Annotated in this window: 20 protein-coding genes; 13 read left to right on the forward strand and 7 right to left on the reverse strand. The window is 58.2% G+C overall.

Annotated features, from left to right (window positions below; genetic code table 11):
• Window positions 1-23 precede the first annotated feature (23 nt).
• Window positions 24-2,636 (reverse strand): DNA mismatch repair protein MutS, encoded by a 2,613-nt coding sequence (gene mutS / locus SJY13_RS14960; RefSeq protein ID WP_377193669.1) that lies wholly within the window; start codon window positions 2,634-2,636, stop codon window positions 24-26.
• A 161-nt stretch (window positions 2,637-2,797) separates the two neighbouring features.
• On the opposite strand from mutS, the gene SJY13_RS14965 reads away from it, so the two are divergent.
• Together SJY13_RS14965 and SJY13_RS14970 are read left to right on the forward strand one after the other, a co-directional pair.
• On the forward strand, window positions 2,798-5,053 hold the full coding sequence (locus tag SJY13_RS14965; RefSeq protein ID WP_377193670.1) for an NADP-dependent malic enzyme: 2,256 nt from the start codon (window positions 2,798-2,800) through the stop codon (window positions 5,051-5,053).
• A gap of 500 nt (window positions 5,054-5,553) precedes the next feature.
• Entirely contained in the window at window positions 5,554-6,423 is an 870-nt protein-coding gene (locus SJY13_RS14970) for a ribokinase (RefSeq protein WP_377191895.1), read from the forward strand.
• On the opposite strand, the gene msrA is transcribed toward SJY13_RS14970, so the two are convergent.
• From msrA to SJY13_RS14985, 3 genes are all read right to left on the reverse strand, one after another.
• A complete protein-coding gene (gene msrA, locus SJY13_RS14975; RefSeq protein ID WP_377191897.1) occupies window positions 6,420-7,091 on the reverse strand; it encodes a peptide-methionine (S)-S-oxide reductase MsrA in 672 nt (223 codons plus the stop codon). The two genes, SJY13_RS14970 and msrA, sit on opposite strands and share 4 nt — an antisense overlap.
• A 98-nt stretch (window positions 7,092-7,189) precedes the next feature.
• Complete coding sequence (locus tag SJY13_RS14980; RefSeq protein WP_085822487.1) at window positions 7,190-7,471, reverse strand: SCP2 sterol-binding domain-containing protein; 282 nt, start codon at window positions 7,469-7,471, stop codon at window positions 7,190-7,192.
• A 143-nt stretch (window positions 7,472-7,614) separates the two neighbouring features.
• Window positions 7,615-8,841 (reverse strand): argininosuccinate synthase, encoded by a 1,227-nt coding sequence (locus SJY13_RS14985; protein ID WP_085822488.1) that lies wholly within the window; start codon window positions 8,839-8,841, stop codon window positions 7,615-7,617.
• Between the two features lie 204 nt (window positions 8,842-9,045).
• Here SJY13_RS14985 and SJY13_RS14990 point away from each other — a divergent pair, with 204 nt between their 5' ends.
• Entirely contained in the window at window positions 9,046-9,750 is a 705-nt protein-coding gene (locus SJY13_RS14990) for a hypothetical protein (RefSeq protein WP_377191899.1), read from the forward strand.
• Between the two features lie 58 nt (window positions 9,751-9,808).
• Window positions 9,809-11,035, forward strand: coding sequence for a threonine ammonia-lyase IlvA (ilvA, locus tag SJY13_RS14995; protein WP_377191901.1), 1,227 nt, complete (start codon window positions 9,809-9,811; stop codon window positions 11,033-11,035).
• On the opposite strand, the gene SJY13_RS15000 is transcribed toward ilvA, so the two are convergent.
• Window positions 11,032-11,376: an Hpt domain-containing protein gene (locus tag SJY13_RS15000; protein ID WP_377191903.1), complete on the reverse strand. Its 345-nt coding sequence runs from the start codon at window positions 11,374-11,376 to the stop codon at window positions 11,032-11,034. The genes ilvA and SJY13_RS15000 overlap by 4 nt on opposite strands.
• A gap of 141 nt (window positions 11,377-11,517) precedes the next feature.
• Here SJY13_RS15000 and SJY13_RS15005 point away from each other — a divergent pair, with 141 nt between their 5' ends.
• Window positions 11,518-12,789, forward strand: a complete 1,272-nt coding sequence (locus SJY13_RS15005; protein ID WP_377191905.1) for a PP2C family protein-serine/threonine phosphatase — start codon at window positions 11,518-11,520, stop codon at window positions 12,787-12,789.
• On the opposite strand, the gene SJY13_RS15010 is transcribed toward SJY13_RS15005, so the two are convergent.
• Window positions 12,786-13,229, reverse strand: a complete 444-nt coding sequence (locus SJY13_RS15010; RefSeq protein WP_377191907.1) for an NUDIX hydrolase — start codon at window positions 13,227-13,229, stop codon at window positions 12,786-12,788. The genes SJY13_RS15005 and SJY13_RS15010 overlap by 4 nt on opposite strands.
• A gap of 76 nt (window positions 13,230-13,305) precedes the next feature.
• On the opposite strand from SJY13_RS15010, the gene hslO reads away from it, so the two are divergent.
• From hslO to SJY13_RS15050, 8 genes are all read left to right on the forward strand, one after another.
• The gene (hslO, locus tag SJY13_RS15015) at window positions 13,306-14,283 is read left to right on the forward strand and encodes an Hsp33 family molecular chaperone HslO (RefSeq protein WP_377191909.1); all 978 of its coding nucleotides are present in this window, start codon (window positions 13,306-13,308) and stop codon (window positions 14,281-14,283) included.
• Complete coding sequence (locus tag SJY13_RS15020) at window positions 14,267-14,872, forward strand: CoA pyrophosphatase (protein ID WP_377191911.1); 606 nt, start codon at window positions 14,267-14,269, stop codon at window positions 14,870-14,872. Before hslO ends, SJY13_RS15020 begins: the two co-directional genes overlap by 17 nt.
• Entirely contained in the window at window positions 14,869-16,023 is a 1,155-nt protein-coding gene (locus SJY13_RS15025; protein WP_377191913.1) for a CCA tRNA nucleotidyltransferase, read from the forward strand. The genes SJY13_RS15020 and SJY13_RS15025 overlap by 4 nt, the downstream gene beginning before the upstream one ends.
• A 197-nt stretch (window positions 16,024-16,220) precedes the next feature.
• Complete coding sequence (locus SJY13_RS15030; protein WP_377191915.1) at window positions 16,221-18,059, forward strand: ABC transporter ATP-binding protein; 1,839 nt, start codon at window positions 16,221-16,223, stop codon at window positions 18,057-18,059.
• Complete coding sequence (locus SJY13_RS15035) at window positions 18,056-19,888, forward strand: ABC transporter ATP-binding protein (RefSeq protein ID WP_377191917.1); 1,833 nt, start codon at window positions 18,056-18,058, stop codon at window positions 19,886-19,888. The genes SJY13_RS15030 and SJY13_RS15035 overlap by 4 nt, the downstream gene beginning before the upstream one ends.
• Before the next feature lie 39 nt (window positions 19,889-19,927).
• A complete protein-coding gene (locus SJY13_RS15040) occupies window positions 19,928-21,157 on the forward strand; it encodes a class I SAM-dependent RNA methyltransferase (RefSeq protein WP_377191919.1) in 1,230 nt (409 codons plus the stop codon).
• A 14-nt stretch (window positions 21,158-21,171) separates the two neighbouring features.
• Complete coding sequence (locus tag SJY13_RS15045) at window positions 21,172-21,957, forward strand: ion transporter (protein ID WP_085822499.1); 786 nt, start codon at window positions 21,172-21,174, stop codon at window positions 21,955-21,957.
• Window positions 21,958-22,018: 61 nt separating this feature from the next.
• Complete coding sequence (locus SJY13_RS15050) at window positions 22,019-22,537, forward strand: L,D-transpeptidase family protein (protein ID WP_085822500.1); 519 nt, start codon at window positions 22,019-22,021, stop codon at window positions 22,535-22,537.
• Here SJY13_RS15050 and SJY13_RS15055 read toward each other — a convergent pair.
• The gene (locus tag SJY13_RS15055; RefSeq protein ID WP_377191921.1) at window positions 22,521-23,966 is read right to left on the reverse strand and encodes a nodulation protein NodH; all 1,446 of its coding nucleotides are present in this window, start codon (window positions 23,964-23,966) and stop codon (window positions 22,521-22,523) included. The two genes, SJY13_RS15050 and SJY13_RS15055, sit on opposite strands and share 17 nt — an antisense overlap.
• Between the last annotated feature and the right edge of the window lie 2 nt (window positions 23,967-23,968).

Here is a 23,968-nt window from a genome sequence, read left to right on the forward strand (position 1 = left end):
CGGAACAGGAATTGTTGAGGCGGTCAGGTTCTGGCCGCCTCTTTCAGTTTATAGATCAGGTCCAACGCCTCACGCGGGCTCAGCTCGTCCGGCAAAACCTCGTCCAGAATTCCTGTGACCGGCGACGCTTTTGGCGCCGGCGGCGGCGGAGGAGCGGCGGAAAACAACGGCAGATCATCGATCAGCGCTTTTTGCTTGCCACCTTCCCGTTCGGTCTTTTCCAGCTGATCCAGAACAACCCGCGCACGGTCAACCACAGATGCGGGCAGCCCGGCAAGTTGCGCGACCTGTACGCCATAAGACCGGTCGGCGGCACCCTTGTGGACCTCGTGCAAAAAGATCACTTCGCCTTCCCATTCCTTAACCGTAACAGTGGCGTTTTCGACCCCTTCCAGTTTTCCGGCCAACGCGGTGAGCTCATGATAATGGGTGGCAAACAGGGCGCGGCATTGATTTGAGGCGTGCAGATGTTCCAGCGTCGCCCAGGCGATGGATAGCCCGTCATAGGTGGCCGTTCCGCGACCGATTTCATCCAGAATAACGAGGGCCCGGTCATCTGCCTGGTTCAGGATCGCGGCGGTTTCCACCATTTCGACCATGAAGGTTGACCGTCCCCGTGCCAGATCATCCGACGCACCTACACGGCTGAACAGCTGGCTGACTACGCCGACATGCGCGTGTTCCGCCGGAACAAAGCTGCCCATCTGGGCCAATAGGGCGATCAAGGCATTCTGGCGCAGGAAAGTCGATTTACCAGCCATGTTGGGCCCAGTCAGCAGCCAGATGGCAGCGCCGGTCTCAGCGCTCAGGTCACAATCATTGGCCACGAAGGCATCACCGCCTTGTTGACGCAACGCGTGTTCGACAACCGGGTGACGCCCGCCCTGAATGTCAAACGAACGCGAGGTATCTACTTTTGGGCGGCACCAATTCTCGGCGCGTGCCAAATCACCCAGGGCGGTTGTCAGATCCAGTTCAGCCAGCCCTCGGGCGGCTTGGTTCAGACGCGCGGCATGCTCCAATATTTCGCCAGTAAGCCTTTGATAGAGCCGTTTTTCGATTTCCATCGCCAGATTTCCCGCGTTCAGGATGCGCGTTTCAATTTCCGACAGCTCAACCGTTGTGAACCGGACCTGATTGGCGGTGGTCTGGCGGTGAATATATGTTTCGCTGAACGGTGGGCTCAGCATTTTCTGGGCATGGGTCGCGGTGGTTTCGATGAAATAGCCCAGAACGTTGTTGTGCTTGATCTTCAACGAGGTGATGCCGGTGTCGGTTGCGTATTTTTGCTGAAACCCGGCAATGACCGAGCGGCCCTCGTCGCGCAGGGTGCGGGCCTCATCCAGCTCGCTGTCGAATCCGGGCGCGATAAATCCGCCGTCTCGCATCAGAAGCGGCGGTTCGGCGACCAGTGCCTCATCCAACAGGGTCAGAAGATCGTCGAAACCAACCAGATCTTGCGCGGCGGTGGCCAGTAAAACCGGCAGGTCGTGTTTACTACCCAGCTCGGCAATTGCCTCAGCCTGGGTCAGCCCGTTTCGGATAGCGGTCAAATCGCGGGGGCCGCCGCGTTCCAATGACAAGCGCGACAGGGCGCGGTCAAGATCGGGGGTTTTGCGCAACGCATCGCGGATATCCTGTGCGATCAGGCTGTCTTTGGTCGCGAAACTCACCGCATCCAGACGGGCGTGTATGACGTCCAATGTGCGCGACGGGCTGGACAAGCGCTGCTCCAACAGCCGCGCGCCACCCGGTGTCACAGTGCGATCAACAACCGACAGCAACGATCCCGGGCGTCCCCCCGACAGGGACCGGGTCAGCTCCAGATTGCGGCGTGTTGCGGCGTCGATCTGCACCACGCGGTCCCCGGATTCGGTCTGGGGTGTTTGCAGCAGCGGCAGTTTGCCCTTTTGCGTGATCTCCAAATAGTCGATCAGCGCGCCCATCGCGGACACTTCAGCGCGCCCGAAACTGCCAAACGCATCCAATGCGCCGACGTGAAACAGCGCGCAGATACGCTTTTCGGCAGCGGTGCTGTCAAAGCTGGCGCGCCCGATAGGGGTCAGCGAAATGCCCAGATCACTGGCGGGTTCGTGCAATGCCTGTTCGGTGCCGTCGGCCACGATCAACTCGGACGGGGCCAGCCGCGCCAGCTCCGGGCTGAGGCGCACGGATGTTACAGGCATCACATGAAACGCACCGGTTGAGATATCGGCCCAGGCCAGCGCGGCCTCATCCCGCACCTCGGCGTATGCGGCCAGAAAATTGTGGCGGCGGGCCTCAAGCAGCGCGTCTTCGGTCAGCGTTCCCGGGGTGACCAAACGGACAACATCGCGCTTTACGACTGATTTAGAGCCTCTTTTCTTCGCCTCAGCCGGGCTTTCCATCTGTTCACAAACGGCGACGCGAAACCCTTTGCGGATCAGCGACAACAGATACCCTTCGGCGGCATGGACCGGTACGCCACACATCGGGATGTCTTCGCCATTGTGCTTGCCGCGTTTGGTCAGGGCGATATCCAGCGCCTCGGCGGCGTTGACCGCGTCTTGGAAGAACATCTCGTAAAAGTCGCCCATCCGATAGAACAGCAGAGCGTCGGCATGGGCCTCTTTGATCTCAAGGTATTGCGCCATCATTGGCGTGACTGTGGACAAAGGCGGCCCCCTTTTGGCGTATTCCGGGCGCGACCTTACAAATCCCCCACCCGTGACGAAAGGTGAAAACGTATTGTCGTTGAGACGCAGCCCCGCCTGCGCTATGACGCATCAGCCCCGAAGTCATGGAAACGACCCCGAAAATGCCTAAAGCGAAGATCACCAAAGAAGAGGCGCTGGCCTTTCACCTGGACCCCACCCCCGGCAAATGGGAGGTGCAGGCCACCGTCCCCATGACCACGCAGCGCGATTTGTCGCTGGCTTATAGCCCGGGCGTGGCTGTTCCCTGCGAGGCCATCGCGGAAAATCCGGAAACCGCTTATGACTATACAAACAAGGGCAATCTGGTTGCCGTGATCTCAAACGGGACGGCTGTTCTGGGCCTTGGCAATCTGGGCGCGCTGGGGTCAAAACCGGTGATGGAGGGCAAGTCGGTGCTGTTCAAACGGTTCGCCGATGTGAACTCGATCGATATTGAGCTGGACACCGAGGACCCGGACGAGTTTTGCCGCGCCGTGCGCCTGATGGGGCCGACCTTTGGTGGTATCAACCTTGAGGACATCAAAGCGCCCGAGTGTTTCATCATCGAACAACGCCTGAAAGAAGAGATGGATATCCCGGTCTTTCACGATGATCAGCATGGCACGGCGGTGATCTGTGCGGCGGGGCTGCTGAACGCGCTGCACATCTCGGGCAAAAAGATCGAAGACGTCAAGATCGTCCTGAACGGCGCGGGGGCCGCTGGGATCGCCTGTATCGAGCTGCTCAAGGCCATGGGCGCACGGCACGACAATTGCATCGTTTGTGACACCAAGGGCGTGATCTACCAGGGCCGGACCGAGGGGATGAACCAGTGGAAATCGGCCCACGCCATCACCACCGATCTGCGCAGTCTGGAAGACGCAATGAAGGGTGCGGATGTGTTCCTGGGCGTGTCGGTCAAAGGGGCCGTGACGCAGGATATGGTTGCCAGCATGGCCGACAATCCGGTGATTTTTGCCATGGCCAACCCAGACCCGGAAATCACTCCGGAAGAGGCACATGAGGTGCGTGTGGACGCCATCGTCGCCACGGGTCGCAGTGACTATCCCAATCAGGTCAACAACGTTTTGGGCTTTCCCTATCTGTTCCGCGGTGCGCTGGACATTCACGCCCGTGCCATCAATGACGAGATGAAGATCGCCTGCGCCCATGCATTGGCCAATCTAGCACGCGAGGATGTGCCGGATGAGGTCGCGATGGCCTATGGAAAAACGCTGGCCTTTGGCCGCGACTACATCATCCCGACGCCATTTGATCCGCGCCTGATCCACCGTATCCCGCCTGCGGTTGCCAAGGCCGGGATGGATACCGGTGCGGCCCGGCGTCCAATTATCGACATGGACGCTTATGAGCTGAGCCTGAAATCCCGGATGGACCCAACCGCCAGTATTCTGCGCGGTCTGAACGCACGTGCCCGTGCAGCCCAAAGCCGGATGATCTTTGCCGAGGGCGACGATCCGCGCGTGTTGCGCGCTGCCGTGACCTATCAGCGGTCTGGCTTTGGCAAGGCGCTGGTTGTTGGTCGTCCCGATGACGTCAAACAAAAGCTGGAACAGGCCGGACTGGGCGACGCGGTGCGCGAGCTGGAGGTGGTCAATGCCGCCAACACCACGCATCTCGAGGCATATACGGATTTCCTCTACGAACGCCTGCAGCGTAAGGGGTTCGATCGCAAGGATATCTACCGTCTGGCGGCGCGGGACCGGCATGTTTTCTCGTCCCTGATGCTGGCGCATGGGCATGGCGATGGTCTGGTCACTGGTGCCACACGAAAATCGGCGCATGTGCTGGACCGCATCAACCATGTGTTTGATGCCGACGCGACCTATGGCGCGGCAGGTGTGACAGCCCTGCTGCACAAGGGACGGATCGTGCTGATTGGCGATACGCTGGTGCATGAATGGCCGGATGAAAACGATCTGGCGAATATTGCCGAACGCTCAGCTGCCGTAGCCCGCCATATGGGGCTGGAGCCGCGTGTCGCGTTTGTCAGTTTCTCGACCTTTGGCTATCCGGTCTCGGAGCGGGCCGAAAAGATGCACCGCGCGCCGGCTGTTCTGGACCAGCGCGGTGTCGATTTCGAATACGAAGGTGAAATGACCGTGGATGTGGCCCTGAACGTCGATCAGCAGGCTGGCTATCCGTTCCAGCGCCTGACCGGCCCGGCGAATATCCTGATTGTTCCGGCTCGGCACTCAGCATCAATCTCGACCAAGTTGATGCAGGAAATGGGCGGCGCAACTGTGATCGGCCCGATCCTGTCGGGCATCGACAAGCCGATTCAAATCTGTTCGACCGTGTCGACCGCAAATGACATTCTGAACATGGCCATTCTGGCCTCCTGTGATATCGGATAAGTAACTGAATTGAATAACCCTTTGGAATCCATGGATTCCGAGGGGTAGTTTTTAAACTATTTGTGTTTGCAATTTGTTAAGTTCTATCACTATAAAAAGTGAGGGCCGCCGTAAGGCGACCCTCTTAAGTTAGCGTCCAACTAACTTTTATAGAGGCAGCTTTAGCTGCCGTGGCTTTGGCCAACGGCGGGTGTGCGCGTGTACGCACTCCTGCCTGCCAAAGCGAATGCGGGGATACTGTCTAACAGTAACCTTCATGGCATTCTCCTCTTTTCTGTGTTTCCAGGTCTGTCTTGGCCCAATTGAAAGCACCATGCTTCCGAATTCTTTAAGTTTGGGAACAAGTTCTAGGAGTCACGAAAGAGGTACATACAATATCACGTAGTCCGCCATAGGTGGTCAACGGCATTTTTTTGCCATAATTGGAATCTTTGGCCTTGACCTGTGTTTGGCCAAGTTCAACTAATGTTCTTTCTTCGATTCGAAAGGAACAGTGAGACATGACGATCTGGAACCTCGGCTCGATCAACGCGGATATGATCTATGACGTACCGCATCTGCCCGGACCGGGGGAAACCCTGTCGGCCAATCGTCTGGATCGGTTTTTGGGCGGCAAGGGTGCGAACATGTCGGTGGCGGCCGCACGCGCCGGGGCACGGACAGCACATATCGGTGCCATCGGGCCAGACGGGCGCTGGGCGCTGGATCGCCTGACCGAGTACGGCGTTGATACCCGCCATATTGAGCAGGCCAAGGTGCCCACGGGCCACGCCATAATTGCGGTGGATGCGCTGGGCGAGAACAATATCATTCTGTTTCCCGGCGCAAATTATGCGATTTCGCAGGATCAGTTGGGGCAGGCGCTGTCATCTGCCGCAAAAGGTGATCTGCTGGTGATGCAGAATGAAACCAGCCTTCAAGTCGAGGCTGCAGAAATGGGCCGGAAGCTGGGCTTGACGATCTGCTATGCCGCTGCGCCGTTTCAGGCCGATGCGGTTCTGGCCGTGCTGCCCTATCTGGATTTCCTCATCCTGAACGAGGTCGAAGCAGAACAGCTGCGTGCGGCGACTGGAAAGTCGGTGACTGATCTGAACATCGAGCATGTGATCGTGACTTTGGGATCAAAAGGCGCGCGGTATTACCTGCGGGGCACGGCATCGGATTTCCCGGCCCATAAGGTGCAGGCGGTGGATACCACAGGCGCGGGGGATACATTCACGGGCTATGTTCTGGCCGGAATGGACCACGGAATGCCAATGGCACAGGCGATTACTCAAGCGAACCGTGCCGCAGCCCTGATGGTTACGCGGCACGGAACGGCGGATGTCATTCCGGATCTGAAAGAGGTGCGCGAGGCGCGGTTCGATTAAGACCCGGCAAACGGCGCGTCATTGCCCCATAATTGCTTTACACGGGCGTCGCGCCCACAGGCCTTGCGATACGCTTTATAGGCATTGAGCTGACGTTTGGGGCCAAAACGGGTGAACACCAGCTTGCTGCCTTTGTAGTAATCCTGATGATACGCCTCGGCAGGGTAAAACGCGCCTTCCTGCAGGATCGGGGTCACCACTGTTTGTCCCAACGCGCGCTGTGCGTCTGCTTTGGCTTGTTCCGCCAGCGCCTTTTCCCCAGCATTAGAGACGAAAATGGCTGTGCGATAGCTGTCACCGCGGTCACAGAACTGCCCACCCGCATCAGTTGGATCGACTGAGCGGAAGAACATGTTCAGCAGTGTTTCACGGGAAACGCGGGCCGGGTCAAAGGTGATCTGGACGGTCTCGTAATGTCCTGTGCCGCCTTTGGTAACCTGATCATAGGTCGGATCGGCGGTTTTACCGCCAGCAAATCCTGAAACAGCGCCGACCACACCCGGTACGGATTCGAAATCGGACTCGACGCACCAGAAACACCCGCCAGCCACGGTCAGGGTATCCGTCCCCGCAGCGTGTGCGGGCAAGGCGCGCAACATGGCAATCAGCGTAATCACAGCAAACAAAAGCGCTGGTTTAGCGTAGTCCAGATAAGCGATGCGGGTCATGGCAAGTCTCCTTCAGGGATCAAGCTGCCCTGTGATCACCAATTGCGCAATCGTCTGACATCGTTTGTCACGGGGTGGTGAGACGAGTTTATCGACCCTCAGCCCAGCAACTGCCCCAGTTTCATCGCCACACCCATATTGCCCGAAATCTTGAGCTTTCCCAGCGCCACGCCAGTCATAGGGTTCAGCTTACCGGTCAGTAGTTTGGTCAGGTTTTCCTGCGAAATGCGGATCGTGCAATCGGTGTCCTGATCCTGTGTGCTGGCCTGATTGCCGGCCAAAACGATCACACCGGCATCGCCACAATCGAATTTGAGCGAGCCGTCAAAGCTCTGACCTTTCAGACCTTTTTGAATCCCGTCTGCGATGTCCTGAAGCATGAAATCCCCTTCCCCAATTGACCTCTGCGTAAAGCGGGTCCAGGCGATGGGCAAGATTGACCCCACGGGACCTGAGGCAGCGCAAACAAAAAAGCCCCAGCGCGTTATGGCCGGGGCTTTTTTACGGGAATGCAGAGACTTGGTTACTTTGACAGCCGTTTGTCGCGTGCCGCCAGCAGTTTCAGGCGCAGAGCGTTCAGCTGGATAAATCCGGCCGCGTCTTTTTGATCATAGGCACCAGCGTCGTCCTCAAAGGTCACGTGCTCTTCAGAATAAAGCGAGTGATCCGACCAGCGGCCCACGGTTGACGCCAGACCCTTGTACAACTTCAGCCGCACGGTGCCGGTGACATGTTCCTGTGACTTGTCGATGGCGGCCTGCAGCATCTCACGCTCGGGCGAGTACCAGAAGCCGTTATAGATGATCTCGGCGTATTGCGGCATCAGCTGATCTTTCAGGTGCATTGCGCCACGGTCCATGGTGATGGATTCGATGCCGCGATGCGCCTCGAGCAGCACTGTGCCACCAGGCGTTTCATAGATGCCGCGTGACTTCATACCGACAAAGCGGCCTTCGACCAGATCGAGGCGGCCAATACCGTGCTTGCCGCCATATTCGTTTAGCTTGGTCAGGATGGTGGCCGGGCTCATCGCCTCACCATTGATGCTGACCGCGTCACCTTTTTCAAAGCCGATCTCGATGAATTCGGGCTCGTTCGGTGCGTCCTCAGGGTGGACCGTGCGCTGATAGACGTAATCAGGTGCCATATCGGCGGGGTCTTCCAGAACCTTGCCCTCGGACGAGGTGTGCAGCAGGTTGGCATCAACCGAAAACGGCGCTTCGCCGCGTTTGTCCTTGGCAATCGGAATCTGGTTGGCTTCGGCAAATTCCAGCAGTCGGGTGCGGCTGGTCAGATCCCACTCGCGCCACGGCGCAATTACTTTGATGTCTGGGTTCAGCGCGTATGCAGCCAGTTCGAACCGCACCTGATCGTTGCCTTTGCCGGTTGCACCATGGGCGACGGCATCAGCGCCGGTGGCCTTGGCAATCTCGACCAGACGCTTTGAGATCAGTGGGCGGGCAATTGAGGTGCCCAGAAGATACAACCCTTCATAAACCGCATTGGCGCGGAACATGGGGAAGACGAAATCGCGGACGAACTCTTCGCGGATATCTTCGATATAGATGTTCTCGGGCTTGATCCCCAGCAGCTCGGCCTTTTGGCGGGCGGGCTCAAGTTCTTCTCCCTGACCCAGATCGGCGGTGAAGGTCACGACCTCACAACCATACTCGGTCTGCAACCATTTCAGGATGATCGAGGTATCAAGGCCACCGGAATAGGCCAGAACAACTTTCTTGGGCGCGGACATCTGACTTCCCCTTATTCGTAAGACGATTGGCCCCTAACGGGTTTTGCAACCGGGGGCAAGTTATGTGCGTTGACGCGGCACAGTAAATGGGGTGATACGGGCGCAACAAGAACAAGGATTGGTTGAAAGGGCGGTTTTCAGATGTTGGGACTCGAGATTTTCGTACATTCGATAAAAATGGTTCTGAGGAACCTCACACAGGCAATGCAGATTTCCTTCGTGCCAGCGTTGATTGGCGGGGCACTGGCAATTGGTCTGATCTTTGTGTTCGATATTCCGTTCGAACAATTCGACAGTCGTACGACCGGCTTTCCGGAAGGCGTGACAATGGGTTCATTTACCGCGTTTTTCCTTTGTATGGCAGCTGTCTTTGTAACTGTCGTTTTTTGGATCGTAGTGTCCTGGCATCGCTTTGTATTGCTGGAAGAGTATCCACGTGGCGTTCTGCCGCCATTCCGCTTTGATCGGATTTTGGCCTATCTCGGGCGGGTTCTGCTTCTGGGCTTGTTTGCATTTGGATTGATGCTGCCTGGAATGTTCATTGTAGGCGCGGCAATGCAGGCGTCCATTCCGTTTGGGATCGCTGCTTGGATACTTATGATGGGGTGCTTGTGGGTCGGGTTTTACCGCTTTTCACCAGTTCTTCCCGGAACCGCTATTGGCAAGCCTGTGACATTTTATGACGCGTGGTATGCGACTGCGGGCGCAAACGGGCAAATTCTATTGCTTGTGCTTCTGTCTCTTATATTCCAGCTATTGATTCAGTTTCTGGTTGGTTTGCTGATGTTCATCCCCGTCATTGGCTTGATCATCGTAGTTTTCGTCGTGATGCTGGTTTTGCCGCTCATTAACGTCAGCATTTTGACCACAATGTACGGCATTTTCATCGAGAAACGCGAACTCACCTGACTTGCGTACACATATGTATTCCTTGCCCTTGTCGCAGTGATGCGGCACTGAAACGGTCATGACTGACTTCAAGACCCGCGCCCGCACAGCCGAACAGGCGATGCGCGCTGTGTTTCCGGCCACGCCGTTGCAGCGCAATCCCCATTTGTCTGATCGTTTCGGGGCCGATATCTTGCTGAAACGCGAAGATCTCAGCCCGGTGCGGTCCTACAAGATCCGCGGTGCGTTCAACGCCATGCGCAAACAGCAAGGGCAAGAGCTGTTTGTATGCGCCAGCGCCGGCAATCACGCACAAGGCGTGGCCTTTATGTGCAAGCACCTGGGTGTGAAGGGCGTGATCTTCATGCCGGTGACAACGCCGCAGCAGAAAATCCAGAAGACCCGCATCTTTGGTGGCGACAATATCGAAATCCACCTGATCGGAGACTACTTCGACGACACGCTTGCCGCAGCGCAATCATGGTGCACGCAGCAGGGCGGGCATTTCCTGTCGCCGTTTGATGATGAGGATGTGATCGAAGGGCAGGCCTCGTTGGCGGTTGAGATTGAGGCGCAGTTGGGCTCTGTGCCTGATCATGTCATCCTGCCGGTGGGTGGGGGTGGCATGTCCTCGGGCGTGGCAACTTGGTTTGGTGATCGCACCCATTGCCTGTTTGTCGAACCCAAAGGCGGGGCCTGCCTGCACGCCGCGATGGCGGCAGGGCATCCGGTTGCGTTGGACCGCGTCGACAATTTTGTCGATGGTGCGGCGGTGGGGCGAATTGGTGAAAAGCCGTTTGAACTGCTGAAAGACCGTCACCTGTCGGATGTGCTGGTCCTGTCTGAGGACCGCATCTGCACCACGATGATCGAGATGCTGAATGTCGAAGGCATCGTTCTGGAGCCGGCCGGTGCGCTGGCGATAGAAGCGATAGGCGATGTGCAGAGCTTTATCCGCGGCAAGACTGTGGTCTGTGTCACGTCGGGCGGCAATTTCGATTTCGAACGCCTGCCCGAAGTGAAAGAACGCGCGCAGCGCTATTCCGGCGTCAAAAAGTACTTCATCCTGCGCCTGCCACAGCGCCCCGGTGCGTTGAAAGAGTTTCTGGGTATTCTTGGACCCGAAGACGATATTGCCCGGTTCGAATACATGAAAAAGTCGGCTCGAAATTTCGGTTCTGTTCTGATCGGGATCGAAACCCGAAAGCCCGAAAACTTTGCCCGCCTGTTTGCCCATCTGGACGAGGCCGGGTTCACCTATACCGACATCACCGAGGATGAGACCCTGGCGCAGTTCGTGATCTAGGCCAGATTGGCCGTCAGCTCGGCCTGAAACGCTCTGCGGGATTCGTCATAAGCCGTTAGAATGGCAGGTAGATCGACCTCTGCCGGGTTGCCGGCTGCTGCATTGCGCTCTCCGTCCTGGCATAATCTGGAAAACCGGTCGAACCCGAGGCTAAGCGCGCTGCCCTTGAGGAAATGCAGGTTTTGCTCAAGGTCACGCCGGGCGGTATCATTGTTCAGGCGCTCGATGGCTTCCTGAACTTCATCAAAGAAAATCTGCACCACTTCATCGAATTCACTGGCACCAACCTCATCGCGCAGCTGTATGACTCTGGTCCAGTTGATCACGACCGTTCCCCGCATGGCATAGTAATCCGTCTATGTTTGCGGGCTGAGGGTAAAGGACAGGTTAAGCCACGTAACCCTGCGGCCTTCACGGGATGTTAAACCGCTGCGCGTTACGGTCGCATCACTCCGTGTAACGTCGCAGGGCAGAGGGTTCAGGTGGCAGAGGTCAGTCAGGTAAACGCCCGAGCAGAGTTGGATTTTGGTGCGATCCGAAAGGTGCTGGTTGTTGACGACAGCCGCCTGCAACGGAGGATTCTTGTCGCGTCTCTCAAGAAATGGGGATTCAAAGTGCTTGAGGCCGACAGCGGTGAAGCCGCCCTGGACATGTGCACAACCGATCCGCCGGACCTTGTCGTCAGCGACTGGATCATGCCAGGGATGAGCGGGCTGGAATTTTGCCGGTCTTTTCGGGCGATGGACAGCGATCAGTACAGCTATTTCATTCTGCTGACTTCAAAAAGTGAAAAGCAGGAGGTGGCGCGGGGGCTTGATGCGGGGGCGGACGACTTTTTGATCAAACCGCTTGAGGCAGACGAATTGCGCGCGCGGATCTCGGCTGGGGCGCGGATTCTGGATATGCAGCGCGAGCTGTCCGAAAAGAACCGCATGATCGAAACCGCGCTGGATGAGCAGAAGCTGGCCCATGATGCGATCGACAAAGACCTGATGCAGGCGCGTAAGATCCAGGAATCGCTGGTGCCGGAACTGACGCGGGATTTCGGCAGCTCTCGGGTCAGTATGTTGCTAAAGCCCTGTGGTCATATCGGCGGCGATCTGGTGGGAATGTTCTCGCCCGGGGTCAATCGGCTGGGTTTCTACAGCATTGATGTGTCGGGGCACGGCATCACCTCGGCGATGATGACGGCAAGGTTAGGCGGGTATTTGTCCAGCAGCCATTTCGATCAGAACCTGGCGATGGAAAAGCGCTTTGACAAATTTTATGCGCTGCTGCCGCCTGAACAGGTGGCCGAAACCCTGAATTCCCGGCTGATGGCGGATGCGGGCGTCGAAGAATACTTCACTATGGTTTATGCCATCATCGACCTGCGCAACGGGCATCTGAAGATGGTGCAGGCGGGGCACCCGCACCCCCTGTTGCTGCGCGGGGACGGCGGTACCCAGTTTCTGGGCCAGGGGGGGCTGCCGATCGGGCTGTTGCCGGATGTCACGTTTCAGCGGACCGAAACCTATATGAAACCCGGCGACAAATTGCTGCTTTACTCAGACGGGTTTACTGAATGCAGCCTTGCAGACGGCACTTTGTTGGAGGAAGACGGGTTGCGCGCCATGGCGTTGGATTGTGCGCCTGACCGCAGCGGGACCGAGTTTCTGGACGATATGTTCTGGCACCTGACGCAAGCCATGGCGCCTGGAAACGGTATGGATGACGACGTGTCTGCCGTGTTCTTTGAATATGATAAGGTTTAAAGCCGCTGTAGATGCAGGGTGGCGAAATGGCGATCCCCGCCATTACCCAGCATCTGGGCCGCATCCGCCGTGTCCATCCACAGGGCGTCGTGAAATGGCTCGGTCGGGGGCCCGATCTGGCGCACTGGGCGGGCCCGATAGATCAGGCATATCTTTTCGGCCCACAGGTCATACTCGGGCATATAGGTGAACCTGCGAAACGCTCCGATCCGGCGCGGGGCTGCTACCAGCCAGCCGGTTTCCTCGTACACTTCGCGATGCAGCGCTGTAATTGGCGATTCGCCCGGATCGATCCCGCCACCGGGCAATTGCAGATCCGGACCGGGCTCCAACTGGCAGGTCAGCAGCAAATGTCTACCGCGCGGCAAAATTCCATAAACACCCACGCGTCTTGTATATTTGCGCCCCGCTTGAGGGGTTTCACCGAGCCGTCTGATCATGTATGGCCCCTTAAAACCCGAAATGTTCGACCTATATGCTGGCGGTATGCCAACCTGTGGCGTGTAAGGAAACCCCATGTCTCTTGGAACTAAAATCGCGTGGGACGATACAGTCCTGCCTTTTCAACTTGATGTATCGGATATGCGCGGCCGTATAGCCCGTCTGGATGGCGTGCTCGACGGCATCCTGAAACAGCACGACTATCCGGAAAAGATCGAAGCTCTGGTGGCTGAGATGGCCCTGCTGACTGCGCTGATCGGTCAGACCGTCGCGCTGCGCTGGAAGCTGTCGCTGCAGGTCCAGTCCAAGGGCGCAGTGCGCATGATTGCCACCGATTACTACGCCCCGCAGCAAGAGGGTGAACCGGCCCGCATCCGCGCCTATGCCAGTTTCGACCGCGATCGCCTGACCGATGGCGCGCCGTTCGATCAGGTGGGCGAAGGGTATTTCGCTATCATGATCGATCAGGGCGAAGGAACACAGCCTTATCAGGGCATCACTCCGCTGGCCGGTGACTCGATCAGTGCCTGTGCTGAGGCATATTTTGCGCAATCCGAACAGCTGCCGACGCGGTTCTCGCTGAGCTTTGGTAAATCAACCGAGCAGGACGTTGAAGAACACTGGCGTGCGGGCGGGATCATGCTGCAGCACATGCCCAAGGCCTCGCCCTTTGTCGCCGCAAGCGAAGGCGAAGGAGAAATCCTGTCGGCCAATGATCTGGTAGACGGCGAAGAAGGCGAGAACTGGGGCCGCGTCAATATCCTGCTCGATACGGTCGACGAGCTGGAGTTGATCGGACCGTCGATTGCGCCCACTGATCTGCTGGTTCGGCTGTTTCACGAGGAACAGCCGCGGGTCTATGACGCGCAATCCGTGCAATTCGGCTGTACCTGTTCCGAGGATCGTGTGCGGCAAAGCCTGTCGATCTACTCGGCCAAGGATATCGAAAAAATGACCACGCCCGAAGGTTTGGTCACGGCCGATTGCCAGTTCTGTGGTGCCCATTATGTGCTGCAACCCGGCACGGTTGGCTTTGATGCCGACGACGCCTGATCCAACAGATCTGCTGCGGGCGGCCTTGCGCCGCCCGGGTACCGGGTCCAGCGATTTTGATCTGAACCCCGATGCTAGTCTGCCCGAAGGGCGCAAACTGCGCCCCGCGGGCGTGTTGGTTCCGATCTCGGTTGTGGGTGATACGCCGCGGTTGATCCTGACGAAGCGGTCTTCGGCCCTGCAACATCATCCGGGCCAGATCGCCTTTCCGGGCGGCAAACAGGATGACGGCGACGCCGATGTGACCGCGACTGCCTTGCGTGAAGCACAAGAGGAAATCGGCCTGCCGACGGATCTGCCCGAGGTTCTGGGTCATTTGCCGACCCATGAAACGGTGACTTCTTTCTCGGTGACGCCTGTTGTTGCGATCCTGCGGGCGCCGTTCCAGCCTGTCCCAGAGCCCGGCGAAGTGGACGAAGTGTTTTCGGTTCCGCTTGCACATGTGCTGAACCCTGCGAATTATATCGTTGAATCGCGCCGGTGGCGCGGTCAGAAACGGTATTATTTCACGGTGCCGCTAGGCCCCTATTACATTTGGGGGGCGACGGCCCGAATGTTGCGGGGATTGGCTGCGCAGGTGGGGGAATGACGCAAATCACAGAAGGCTGGGTGTCTGTCCCGGCGACGCAAAAGGTGTGTGCGGCCCTGACCGCTGGCGGGTCGCAGGCCTTGTTTGTGGGCGGCTGCGTGCGCAACGCGCTGCTGGGTGCGCCGGTCGCCGATATCGATATCGCCACCGATGCACGCCCAGAGCAGGTGGTGGAATTGGCGCAGGCAGCGGGTCTCAAGGCCATTCCCACAGGGATTGAGCACGGCACGATCACAGTGGTCAGCGGTGGCATCCCGCATGAAATAACCACTTTCCGCCGCGATGTAGAAACCGATGGCCGCCGCGCTGTTGTGGCCTTTTCCGACACCGTCGAAGAGGACGCCGCACGGCGCGATTTCACCATGAACGCGCTTTATGCGCAGCCTGATGGCACTGTGTTAGACCCTCTGAACGGGCTGCCCGATTTGCTAGCACGCCATGTGCGCTTTATCGGAACGGCCGAGAACCGCATCCGCGAGGATTATCTGCGCTCGCTGCGCTATTTCCGGTTTCATGCCTGGTACGGCGATGCCGAGGCTGGGTTTGACCCGGACGCTCTGGCTGCCATCGCCGCCCATCTGGATGGGCTGGCCGGGTTGTCCCGCGAACGGGTAGGGGCCGAGCTGCTGAAACTGCTGGGTGCCCCCGATCCAGCGCCCTCGATTGCGGCAATGCGTCAGGCGGGTGTTCTTGCACAGCTGTTGCCCGGGGCGGATGACCGGGCGCTGGCCCCTTTGATCGCGCTGGAACACCAGGCCGGGGCCGATCCCGAGCCGATCCGCCGGTTGGCTGCCATCGCCGCACCGGAAATCGCAAAGTCCCTGCGCCTGAGCAAAGCGCAGCTGCAGCGGCTGACCCGCATGCGGGATGAGGCGTCAGGCACAGCCAGCATTGCCGAATTGGGCTTTCGTTATGGCGATGAGGGCGGGATGCACGAAACCTTGCTGCGCTGCGCATTTCTGGAACAGCCATGGTCCGAAAACATGCGCCATGCGCTGCACTCTGGGGCGGCTGCGGATTTTCCCATACAGGCTACCGACCTTATCCCGACTTTCACCGGCCCTGCGCTGGGCAAGAAACTGGCCGAGCTCGAATCCCGTTGGATTGCATCCGGCTTTACCCTGACGCGCGACGATCTGCTGGGCGGCTAGAATGAAGTCTCAAAAAGGGATGACAAACAAAAAATATTGTGGTTACGTGCGCCTGTTACATGAATTGGAGGGAGGCATGCGTATGTATTACGGGATCTGGGACAGCTAACGCTGGAACACTTTTACCCGTAAGGGTGGTGTTCTGGCGCCATCTTTCTTCGCATGACCATTTTTCTGCTCAAACCGGAGCACTCTCCATGTTTCGCTATTTCGAAAACCTTGTAGACCCTTTTGTCGCCTATAAAGAATCCGACACGCCGCCGACACGGTTGTGGCCGTTCATGCTGGAATACTCCCGCCCTTTCATGCGGGTGTTTTTCTGGGCCGGGCTGATTTCCATCGTTGTCGCCACGGTTGAGGTCGGCCTGATTTATTATATGGGTCGGGTGGTTGACCTGCTGTCCGGCGCGCCGACCGAGGTTTGGCAAACTCACGGCACAGAGCTGATTCTGGTGGCTGTGTTTGTATTGCTGTTGCGCCCAATTCTGCATGTTGTGGATGTGCTGTTGCTGAACAACACGATCCTGCCGAACTTTGGCACGCTGATCCGGTGGCGGGCGCATAAACATGTGCTGCGCCAGTCTGTAGGTTGGTTCGAGAATGACTTTGCCGGACGTATCGCCAACCGGATCATGCAGACCCCGCCCGCTGCAGGCGAGGCGGTGTTTCAGGTCTTTGACGCCATCTCGTTCTCGCTGGCTTATCTGATCGGGGCGGCGATATTGTTGATGGCGGCTGATCCACGGCTGCTGTTGCCGTTGCTGATCTGGTTCGCGCTGTACGGTCTTCTGGTGCATTGGACGGTTCAGCGGGTTGGCCCAGCATCGCAAGCGGCATCCGATGCGCGCTCGGCTGTGACGGGGCGGGTGGTGGACAGCTATACCAACATCCACTCGGTCAAGATGTTCGCTCACGGTTCGCAAGAGCTGGAATATGCCCGCGAAGCCATCGAAGAAACCCGTCGCACCTTCATGGTCGAGATGCGGATCTTCACCGTTATGGACGTGGTTCTGGTCACGCTGAATGGCTTGCTGATCGTCGGCGTTGTTGGCTGGGCCATTGCCCTGTGGATGCAGGGCAGCGCATCCGTCGGCGTCGTTGCGGCGGCAACTGCATTGACCCTGCGGCTGAACGCGATGACCGGCTGGATCATGTGGGCGCTGACCAGTTTCTTCCGCCAGCTCGGCGTAGTGGCCGAGGGGATGGAAACGATTGCCCAACCCATCGACCTCCTGGATGCGCCGGATGCAAAACCGTTGCAACTGACCGATGGTCAAATCGAGATCCGCGACCTGTCGCACCACTATGGGCGCAGAACCGGGGGTCTGGATCACGTCAATCTGACGATCCAGCCGGGCGAAAAGATCGGTCTGATCGGTCGGTCGGGTGCCGGGAAATCGACTCTGGTAAAGCTGCTTTTGCGGTTTTATGACGTCGAACAGGGGGCGATCCTGATTGACGATCAGAACATTGCGGGTGTGACCCAGGACAGTCTGCGCAGCCATATCGGGATGGTGCAACAGGACAGCGCATTGCTGCATCGCTCGGTCCGCGACAACCTGTTGTATGGTCGGCCCGAGGCGACCGAAGAGCAGATGATCGCCGCCGCCAAACAAGCCGAAGCGCATGAGTTCATTCTGAACCTGCAGGACCCGCAAGGCCGGACCGGTTATGACGCGCATGTAGGGGAACGAGGCGTAAAGCTCAGCGGTGGTCAGCGACAGCGGGTGACGCTGGCGCGGGTGATCCTGAAGAATGCGCCGATCCTGTTACTGGATGAGGCAACATCGGCGCTGGATTCCGAGGTCGAAGCGTCCATTCAGGAAACGCTCTATGGCATGATGCAGGGCAAAACCGTGATTGCCATTGCCCACCGGCTGAGCACCATTGCCCAGATGGATCGGATTCTGGTGATGGATGGTGGTCGGATCGTCGAACAAGGCGACCATGCTGAACTGATGGTACAGGGCGGGCTTTACGCCCAGTTCTGGGCACGGCAATCTGGCGGCTTCCTGAACACGGAGGCCGCAGAATGAGGGTTGCCGACCTCATAGACCCGTTCAAAAACATCGGAACGCCCCCACCGCAAACGCTGGGGGCGTTTATCCGCTGGTGTCTGTCGGGCGCCTGGCCAATGATCTTCATCGCCGCCGCCTTTTCGGCAATGGCCGGCGCGATGGAGGCCGGAACCGCGTGGATGCTGGGGCTGGTGATTGATCTGGCGACCGAAAGCGGGCCACAGAACTTCTTGTCCCCCGCCAATCTTGGGATGATCCTTGGCGTGGCGGCGTTTTTCATGTTGCTGCGCCCGGTGTTCTTTGGCCTGTCGGCATTTTCGAACAACTATGTCGTTATGCCCAACATTCCGCCGCTGGTTCTGGCCAAGCTGAACCGCTGGACGCTGGGCCAGTCGGTAACCTATTTCGACGACGATTTTGCGGGTCGTATTGCGCAGAAACAAATGCAAACCTCGAACGCGATGGCCTCGGTCGTGTCCGAGACGATCAGCGCGATTGTCTTTGCGCTGGCCTCGCTGGCGGGATCTTTGCTTTTATTAGGGTCTATTCATCCTCTGGTCATGTTGCCTTTTGTTGCCTGGCTGGTGGTGTATTCGCTGCTGATCCGCTGGTATCTACCGCGTATCCGCGCGCGTTCTGCAGCGCGGGCCGGGGCGCGGGCGATGGTGTCAGGGCAGGTGGTCGACACGATCACCAACATAAAAACCGTCAAGCTGTTCGCCCATTCCAAATTCGAGGATCAGGCCGCGCAGACGTCCATGGTTGATCTGCGCGAAAAGATGCTGGCCTTTGGCAAGCTGTCCGCAAGCTTTCGCTTTATCCTGATGGTGCTGGCCGGTGTGCTGCCGGTTCTGTTGCTGGGTGCAACCTTACTGTTATGGCAGGGGGGGTCGGCAACGACGGGTGATATCGTGGCAGCCGGGGCGGTCTCGGTCCGAATCTCGCAAATGACCGGCTGGGTCAGTTTCACGCTTATGGGTCTCTACGCCAATGTCGGTGAGGTCGAAAACGGCATGAAAACACTGGCCAAGCGCGACCGGGTGGAAGATCCGCCGGGCGCAGTTGAACTGGACGTGACCCAGGGGCAGATCGATTTCGATCACGTCAGCTTTGCCTATGGCCGTAATGTTGGTGGTATATCCGACGTCACCATGACCGCGCGTCCTGGCGAAAAGCTGGGCATTGTCGGGGCCTCGGGTGCGGGCAAGTCGACCTTGGTGTCTTTGCTTCTAAGGCTCTATGACGGGGAAAATGGCGCAATTTGCATCGACGGACAGGATGTGTCGCGGGTGACACAGGACAGCCTGCGCCGTCAGATCGGTATGGTGACGCAGGAAACGGCGATGTTTAACCGCTCGGCCCGGGACAACATCCTGTATGGTCGTCCCGATGCCTCGGAAGCCGATATGATCGAGGCTGCCCAAAAAGCCGAAGCGCATGAATTCATTCTCAGCCTGCAGGATGCGCATGGGCGCACCGGCTATGATGCGCATCTGGGTGAGCGGGGCGTTAAACTCAGCGGCGGGCAGCGCCAGCGTATCGCTTTGGCCCGCGCCATCCTTAAGGATGCGCCGATTTTGGTGCTGGATGAGGCGACTTCGGCCCTGGATTCCGAAGTTGAGGCCTCGATCCAAACGGCATTGCACCGGGTGATGCAAGGCAAGACCGTGCTGGCGATTGCGCATCGGCTGTCGACGCTCAGCGAAATGGACCGGATTATCGTTCTGGATCAAGGGCGGATCGTGGAAACCGGCACCCATGACGCGTTGCTGGAACAGGGCGGTCTGTATGCGCGGTTCTGGCATCGTCAGTCGGGTGGCTTCATTCAGGCGGAAGCTGCGGAATAAGGCTTTTGTTGCGCGCTAAGCCCCGGTATCAGGCCCCTTATGACGCAGCAATTCACTATAGCCCGCCTTGGCCATCAGGGCGATGGTATTGCAGATGGCCCTGTTTATGCGCCCCGTACCCTGCCGGGTGAGGTGGTCAGCGGCACCTTGGTTGACCAGGTTCTGACCGATATCCGGGTCGAAACACCGTCAGATCAGCGGGTTAAGCCGCCGTGCAGGCATTACAAATCCTGCGGCGGGTGTCAGTTGCAGCATGCTGCGGACGGGTTCGTGGCCGACTGGAAGGTGGAAGTTGTGCGGACCGCGCTGGCTGCACAGGGGTTGGAGGCGGTAATGCGCCCGATCCACACATCACCCGAACGCTCCCGCAGGCGGGCAACAATTGCCGTGCGGCGGACGAAAAAGGGTACTCTGGCCGGGTTCCACGGTCGCGCCTCGGACACGATCACCGAAATCCCCGATTGCCATCTGCTGGACCCCGCCCTGATCGCTGCTATTCCGGTGGCCGAGGCGCTGGCGCTTTTGGGCGGCAGTCGCAAAAGCGTTCTGGCCGTGACACTGGCCCTGTCCGAGGGTGGTTTGGATGTAGCCGTAAGGGGCGGCAAACCAATGGACGGCCCCTTGGTGTCGATACTGGCACAGGCCACAGAAAAACACGGATTGGCGCGGCTCAGCTGGGACGGTGAGGTGATCGCGATGCGCCATGCCCCGGTTCAACGGTTCGGCCCTGCAAATGTTGTCCCGCCGCCCGGGGCGTTTTTGCAGGCCACGAAAGACGGAGAACAGGCTCTATTACGGGCTGTTTTGCGGGCGACTGAGGGTGCCAAGCGCGTTGTGGACCTGTTTGCGGGCAGTGGCACATTCTCTTTGCCTTTGGCCCAATCGGCAGAAGTGCATGCCGTCGAAGGTGAAGCGGCGATGACACAGGCATTGGATCAGGGATGGCGCCGGGCGCAGGGGCTTAAGCAGATCACGACCGAGGCGCGCGATCTGTTCCGTCGTCCTCTGATGCCAGACGAGTTGACCAAAATAGATGCCGTTGTGTTGGATCCGCCTCGGGCAGGGGCCGAAGCGCAGGTAAACGAACTGGCACAGGCCAAACGACCGGTGATCGCCTATGTCTCGTGCAACCCGGTCACATTCGCGCGGGACGCAAAAATTCTGGTTAATGCGGGCTACACCCTTGAATGGGTACAAGTGGTTGACCAATTTCGATGGTCGTCACACACGGAACTTGCCGCGCGGTTCAGCCTGAGCCCCAAAACCTGATAGGAGACCGCCGAATGGGGTTCACCCACCGCTTGCTGAGCATCATCGAAGCCCCGGCCTTTGGGCGGTTCATCACTGGTGTCATTATCTTTAATGCCGTGCTGTTGGGTATGGAGACGTCACCCACCCTGATGCAGGCAGCCGGCCCGTTGATTGTCACGCTCGACAGTATCTGTCTTGCGATTTTCGTGACCGAGATCGGAATGAAGCTGATTGCCACCGGGCGGCGGTTTTTCACCAGCGGGTGGAATATCTTCGATTTCCTGATTGTTGGCATCGCATTGGTGCCCGGCGGTGCGGGCCTGTCGGTCCTGCGGGCGCTGCGTATTTTGCGGGTCTTGCGCGTCATCTCGGTGGCGCCGCGGCTGCGGCGGGTGGTCGAGGGGTTCATCTCGGCCTTGCCGGGCATGGCCAGCGTGTTCCTGTTGATGGCGATCCTGTTTTACATCGGCGCGGTCATATCAACCAAACTGTTCTCAGCCTCGTTCCCTGTGTGGTTTGGCGATCTGGGCCTGTCGGCCTACACCCTGTTCCAGATCATGACGCTGGAAAGCTGGTCGATGGGCATCGTGCGCCCGGTGATGGAGGTCTATCCCTATGCCTGGCTGTTCTTTGTCCCTTTCATCATGGTCACCACCTTTGCAGTGGTGAACTTGCTAGTGGGCCTGATCGTGAACTCAATGCAGGACGCGCACCATGCCGAAGATGAGGTGAAAACCGACGCCTATCGCGACGAAGTGCTGGAACGGCTGGAAAGTATCGAACGGCGGTTGACGGAACAGGCCCACAGCAAAAAGTGATTTCAGTTTTTCAGTTTTCTGGCATAATACCTGAAAAAAAGAGCAGTAGCAGGCAGTGAACATGGATCGTCGCGTATTTGGATTGGGTGCTATGGCAACGCTGGGCCTTTCGGCCTGTGCCTCGGCAGGCCCACGGTTTTTAGCTTATGATGGGCCTCAGGTGACCTCTTTGGTTATCAACAAGGGCGCGCGGAAGATGTATCTTCTGCACAACGAACACGTCCTCAAGGAATACAAGGTCGATCTGGGTTTTGCGCCCAATGGCACCAAAACCAAGCGCGGGGATGGCCGTACGCCCGAGGGCAGCTATCTGATCGACCGGCGCAACCCAAACAGCCGCTATCACTTGTCGCTGGGGATTTCATATCCGAACTCAAGCGACATTGCGCAGGCCAAGGCGGCCGGGGTTGATCCCGGCGGTGACATATTTATCCACGGTCAGCCCAAACGTCGTTCGGAACTCAAGCGTGCCAAAAAGACACCGGATTGGACAGCGGGCTGCATCGCCGTCAAGAATGAAGAGATTGAAGAGATCTACGCGATGGTGAACCGCGGCACGCTGATCACTCTGCGGGCGTAAGCGGCTTCCAACCCCCAAACCCAAATTGCAAATAGTCGCGCTGGTAGGCCTCGGCCGCCAGCGTTTCCAGCGCGTCGTCATAGACCTCGCTTAGAGCAAAGGGCATATCCGCTGCGCTTAGACCGGGTGAAGGCGCGGTGACCTGCCCCATTTGTCGGCCCAGATTGGGCAGGGCAGTGGCGATCTCATCCTCGCGCAGAATGAAGTCGGGCTGGGCAAAGGCGGTTATCCCTTCGATCACCTGTGACTGGCTGCACCACACCCCGTCCACCCGCACCGGTGTTTGCCCCGACAGGTTCTGACGCAGGAATGTCAGAAAGGCCGAGAACGCCTCGTGGTGCTGATCGCGCGAATAGTTGTCCCCGCGCAGTTGGCCGGGGATCGGAATCTTGAACCGGTTGCGTAACACGTTGCGGATTTTCAGATATGCTCCGGGTTCAGTACTCAGGATGTATGAGCAGAACGCGGAATGCGCCCGCGCCAGAGGGTGTCGCAGCACGGTGAACTTTCGATGCTCGGGATGGGCTTGCATCCAACGTCTTGTCTGCTTTCTGTTCTGATTGGTGATCAGCTTATCGGTGCCGACCCCATCCAGATCAGCCAGCCATTGGGCAACGAGCCCTTCGATGCCGCAGCGCACTGGCAGATACATCAGCGGTGTTTTGGGTGCGATCACGTAATTGCCAACCGCCGGACCGCGCCTTGGTTCGAAATTCGGTGTGCGGTGCAGGTTGAAACTGTCGATCCGGGCCAGCGCGCCCTCGGTCTGATCCGGGTTTGTCACCTTGGACAGGGTAGGATCGGGGTTCTGCGGCTTGAGAGTATCGTCAATGGCCGTCAACCGGGCCGTGATGCCAAGCCACGCGGCCAGACCATTCAGGGCGTCCAGACGGTTAAGATCGTCGTAAGCGATGTAAAACCCGGTCTGCCCGGTGTCCTGCAACTGGTGCAGAATCGTCAGTTGAAACCCCTGTTGTTGATCGAGATAACTCTCGAACTCTTTCGGGTCAAATTCGATCCGCGCGTCGCGGCGGCGTTTGATGTTTTTCAGCTGCCACTGTTTGGTTTCGCGCGCGATTTTCAGCGAGATATAGCTGTCCAACGGATTGCGCGTCAGGATGATCTTGGCGCAGCGGGGGTCAGACAAAACAGGCTCTAACACACGTGGATCATGGCCCTGGAAAAAGCGAAACCCGTTCAATGCACCCGGGGCGGACTTTATTGCCCCGATCAGTCTTTGCGGGTCACTGTCGCGATCCTCAAGCGAGATATCCAGCAGGCTGTCCGACTTGAGTCGCCCGATGAAATGCGGGTTGAACGCCTCACCATGGCAGGTGACACCGTCCAGCGCATTCAAGTTGGCCTCAAGCAGGTTCGAACCGGTCCGCATGGCCGCGAGAACGACAAAGTAATCGAAATTGGGTGTCATAA

Source organism: Ruegeria meonggei (assembly GCF_042768335.1).
In the GTDB taxonomy this organism is placed as follows: Bacteria; Pseudomonadota; Alphaproteobacteria; order Rhodobacterales; family Rhodobacteraceae; genus Ruegeria; species Ruegeria meonggei.

Excerpts from the sequence above, each read along its gene's own strand:
- mutS (WP_377193669.1), bottom strand. The coding sequence starts at position 2,636 with ATGATGGCGCAATACCTTGAGATCAAAGAGGCCCATGCCGACGCTCTG.
- SJY13_RS14965 (WP_377193670.1), top strand. The coding sequence starts at position 2,798 with ATGCCTAAAGCGAAGATCACCAAAGAAGAGGCGCTGGCCTTTCACCTG.
- SJY13_RS14970 (WP_377191895.1), top strand. The coding sequence starts at position 5,554 with ATGACGATCTGGAACCTCGGCTCGATCAACGCGGATATGATCTATGAC.
- msrA (WP_377191897.1), bottom strand. The coding sequence starts at position 7,091 with ATGACCCGCATCGCTTATCTGGACTACGCTAAACCAGCGCTTTTGTTT.
- SJY13_RS14980 (WP_085822487.1), bottom strand. The coding sequence starts at position 7,471 with ATGCTTCAGGACATCGCAGACGGGATTCAAAAAGGTCTGAAAGGTCAG.
- SJY13_RS14985 (WP_085822488.1), bottom strand. The coding sequence starts at position 8,841 with ATGTCCGCGCCCAAGAAAGTTGTTCTGGCCTATTCCGGTGGCCTTGAT.
- SJY13_RS14990 (WP_377191899.1), top strand. The coding sequence starts at position 9,046 with ATGCAGATTTCCTTCGTGCCAGCGTTGATTGGCGGGGCACTGGCAATT.
- ilvA (WP_377191901.1), top strand. The coding sequence starts at position 9,809 with ATGACTGACTTCAAGACCCGCGCCCGCACAGCCGAACAGGCGATGCGC.
- SJY13_RS15000 (WP_377191903.1), bottom strand. The coding sequence starts at position 11,376 with ATGCGGGGAACGGTCGTGATCAACTGGACCAGAGTCATACAGCTGCGC.
- SJY13_RS15010 (WP_377191907.1), bottom strand. The coding sequence starts at position 13,229 with ATGATCAGACGGCTCGGTGAAACCCCTCAAGCGGGGCGCAAATATACA.
- hslO (WP_377191909.1), top strand. The coding sequence starts at position 13,306 with ATGTCTCTTGGAACTAAAATCGCGTGGGACGATACAGTCCTGCCTTTT.
- SJY13_RS15020 (WP_377191911.1), top strand. The coding sequence starts at position 14,267 with ATGCCGACGACGCCTGATCCAACAGATCTGCTGCGGGCGGCCTTGCGC.
- SJY13_RS15025 (WP_377191913.1), top strand. The coding sequence starts at position 14,869 with ATGACGCAAATCACAGAAGGCTGGGTGTCTGTCCCGGCGACGCAAAAG.
- SJY13_RS15030 (WP_377191915.1), top strand. The coding sequence starts at position 16,221 with ATGTTTCGCTATTTCGAAAACCTTGTAGACCCTTTTGTCGCCTATAAA.
- SJY13_RS15035 (WP_377191917.1), top strand. The coding sequence starts at position 18,056 with ATGAGGGTTGCCGACCTCATAGACCCGTTCAAAAACATCGGAACGCCC.
- SJY13_RS15040 (WP_377191919.1), top strand. The coding sequence starts at position 19,928 with ATGACGCAGCAATTCACTATAGCCCGCCTTGGCCATCAGGGCGATGGT.
- SJY13_RS15045 (WP_085822499.1), top strand. The coding sequence starts at position 21,172 with ATGGGGTTCACCCACCGCTTGCTGAGCATCATCGAAGCCCCGGCCTTT.
- SJY13_RS15050 (WP_085822500.1), top strand. The coding sequence starts at position 22,019 with ATGGATCGTCGCGTATTTGGATTGGGTGCTATGGCAACGCTGGGCCTT.
- SJY13_RS15055 (WP_377191921.1), bottom strand. The coding sequence starts at position 23,966 with ATGACACCCAATTTCGATTACTTTGTCGTTCTCGCGGCCATGCGGACC.